This is a genomic window from Bathymodiolus platifrons methanotrophic gill symbiont (assembly GCF_002189065.1).
GTDB lineage: Bacteria > Pseudomonadota > Gammaproteobacteria > Methylococcales > Methylomonadaceae > Methyloprofundus.
This window is the reverse complement of sequence record NZ_BDMN01000175.1, coordinates 1-2,976: the sequence shown is the minus strand read 5'-3', so window position 1 is coordinate 2,976 and position 2,976 is coordinate 1. Positions and strand designations below refer to the sequence as shown.

At 39.8% G+C, this 2,976-nt stretch carries 3 protein-coding genes; 2 read left to right on the top strand and 1 reads right to left on the bottom strand.

The features are described from left to right. Both ispG and CDZ78_RS10580 read left to right on the top strand, forming a co-directional pair. A partial coding sequence (gene ispG / locus CDZ78_RS10585) for a flavodoxin-dependent (E)-4-hydroxy-3-methylbut-2-enyl-diphosphate synthase (RefSeq protein ID WP_087869985.1) occupies window positions 1–1,168 on the top strand: 1,168 nt, incomplete at its 5' end. A 58-nt stretch (window positions 1,169–1,226) separates the two neighbouring features. Then, window positions 1,227–2,609 (top strand): P-loop NTPase family protein, encoded by a 1,383-nt coding sequence (locus tag CDZ78_RS10580; protein ID WP_087869984.1) that lies wholly within the window; start codon window positions 1,227–1,229, stop codon window positions 2,607–2,609. A gap of 185 nt (window positions 2,610–2,794) precedes the next feature. Here CDZ78_RS10580 and CDZ78_RS22680 read toward each other — a convergent pair. After that, window positions 2,795–2,976: hypothetical protein (locus tag CDZ78_RS22680; protein ID WP_211200764.1), on the bottom strand; the 182-nt coding region annotated here is incomplete at its 5' end.

Genomic DNA, 2,976 nt, shown 5'->3' with positions numbered 1-2,976 from the left:
AAAAATTGGCGGCGCTGCGCCAATCGTTGTTCAGTCCATGACTAATACCGATACTGCCAATATAGAAGCTACGGTAAAACAGGTTATGGAACTTGCCAATGCGGGCCCAGAATTGGTACGCATTACGGTCAATAATGAAGAAGCGGCTCAGGCAGTTCCTGAAATACGCAAACAACTGGATGCTAATGGGTTTTCAGTTCCTCTGGTGGGTGATTTTCATTTTAATGGACATAAACTCTTAGATAAATATCCTGAATGCGCAAAAGCATTGGGGAAATTCAGAATCAATCCTGGTAATGTAGGCAAAGGCTCTAAACGAGACGCTCAATTTCAGCAAATGATTGAATGTGCAGTTAAATACGACAAACCTGTACGTATAGGTGTTAATGGAGGGAGTTTAGATCAGTCTGTACTAACTCGACTTCTTGATGAAAACAGACAAAAAGCTGAACCTGAAGAATTACCTGCAATCACCCGTGAAGCTATTATTGTTTCTGCATTAGAAAGTGCCGCTGCCGCTGAGTCTTATGGCCTTTCAAAAAACAAAATCATCCTTTCCTGTAAAATCAGTAATGTACAGGAACTTATCAGTATCTATCAGGATCTTTCTAAGCGTTGCGAATATACATTACACTTAGGTCTAACTGAGGCAGGTATTGGCTCTAAAGGTATCGTCGCTTCTTCAGCAGCACTTTCAGTATTAATGCAACAAGGCATAGGTGATACCATTCGTATCTCCTTAACACCAGAACCTGGTGCGGCACGAACTAAGGAAGTGATTGTTGGTCAGGAAATTCTGCAAACTATGGGTTTTCGCTCGTTTACACCGATGGTTATTGCCTGTCCTGGCTGCGGTCGTACAACCAGTGATTATTTTCAAAAATTAGCGATGGATATCCAGAATTACTTGCGCGAACAAATGCCAACCTGGCGTGATCAATACAAAGGTGTAGAAGAAATGGAAGTCGCTGTTATGGGCTGTGTTGTTAATGGACCTGGTGAAAGTAAAAATGCCAATATAGGTATTAGTCTACCTGGCACTGGCGAATCTCCTGTTGCACCAGTCTATGAAGATGGCGAAAAAACCGTCACCTTAAAAGGTGATAAAATTGCTGAAGAGTTTCAAGAGATTGTTGAAAAATATATTCAACGTACCTATAGCGCTTAAAAATCGCCTGAATAGCGACTCCCCGAAACTAAATCATTGACCAAACGGTTCTAATCTAATGAGTACAACTGAAAAATCTGTAAGCTCCTCGCTGCACCATATAGAACAACAACTCGCGGATAAAAATCCAGCATTATTACAGGCGTTCAGGCTTTATCATGAACTGGATCAAGTTGCTTTTGATCTTGGACTTATAGGTATGGATGACTCATTAGCTAATAAAACATCCTGGTCCCCCATCATCACAGTGATCGGTGACCCATCATCAGGACGTGATGATTTTATTAATCGTTATTTAGATACTGCAATACCAGCAATGGATTCCTATGGTAACCATGCGCAATTTACAGTACTTATTCACCGTGCAGACGAAACCCCGATGTCCTTGCCAGGTACAGCTGTAGACGGTGATCCACGTTTTCCCTTTTACCATATCAGCGACCGTCTGGAGCAGATAGAAAAAGGTGAAAGTCGTAATATAAACACCTACCTCGAGCTAAAAACCAATAATAGTCCCAAATTAAAAGACAAAACCATTATTCTCACTCCTGGTTTTTCAGCAAACTTAAAGCCTGAAGGTGTTGCTCTACTCCGTGAGCATGCGGCAACTCTTTCTGATCTTGTTTTTGTGTTTTTTGATGCCAGCGAGCCTAATCTGGAAGATTACCGTCCCGCGCTTGCTCCTTTCCTGAATATGACGACACAAAGTCATAATCCAGGGAAATTTATCTATGTGATTAACCAGCCCCCGGGTACTGCGAATACCGTAGACCTCGCTAGCTGGAAACAACAGTTAAGTAACTTAGGTCTGCAGGCAGGTCAATTTTTTGTATTAAAACAGAGTACAGAGTCAAATAACCAGCAAGCTATAGAACAAAAGCTTACTAATATCGATGTAGAGAGCGCCTATCGCATCCTGCATACTCTAGAGCGCCATATAGATGAATTCGACTCTGTTGTCATAAGTGAAGTAAAAAAAGCCATAAGACTATGGAAAGACCGCACACATTTCACCGTAATATTAATACTTAGTTTAATTGCACTGTCCCTGGTAGCAGGTGAAATTTCATTTGGATTAGTAGCACTTCTTCTAGATCCATTTGTCGCTTCCATCGGTCTGTTTTTACTGATCGTATTTCTTATCCCATTCCATATTTATAGCAGTAAAGTACATGCTAAATTTATCAGTAAAAAACTATTAGAACGCCAGACTGAATTAGGCTTGATCGAAAACCTGCCCGCACTATTTGAAAAAAGTTTAACACTTTGGCGTATTCTATTGCCTTACGAACAACCTGTAGGCTGGACTACAGAAGTCATGGAAACATTAGACATGATAAAAACACGCGCCAAAGGCCTGGTACAATCACTCAATAACACTTTTAACTCTAGCATTTCACTAGACAATAACAAAAAAGAAGATACTTTTTTAAATTTGTAATGGGCCTTGTCTCAGCACCCACTTGTCTATCAATACAACATGCTGTTGTATTGAATTAAAAGCTTAGGAGCTATTATTCCCTCAAAATAGCTCCGAAATACTGGCTGGAATAATATTTAACTAGCATTCAGAAAATCTTGAATAATTTCTCAGCTGAGAATTTTCCGAGTATTTCACAGATATATTTATCTATACAATAGACCCCCTATTGTTCTATTTTGTTTAATGCCTGTTAATAATTCTTTACTTATCTGATATTTCCTATCTAGTGGCTGACACCTGCCACAAAATAAATTAGTTTGATGCACACCACGTGTCTTTAGGACATAAATTCGATCCTGTAACCCTACCTTATCAATATTTCTTA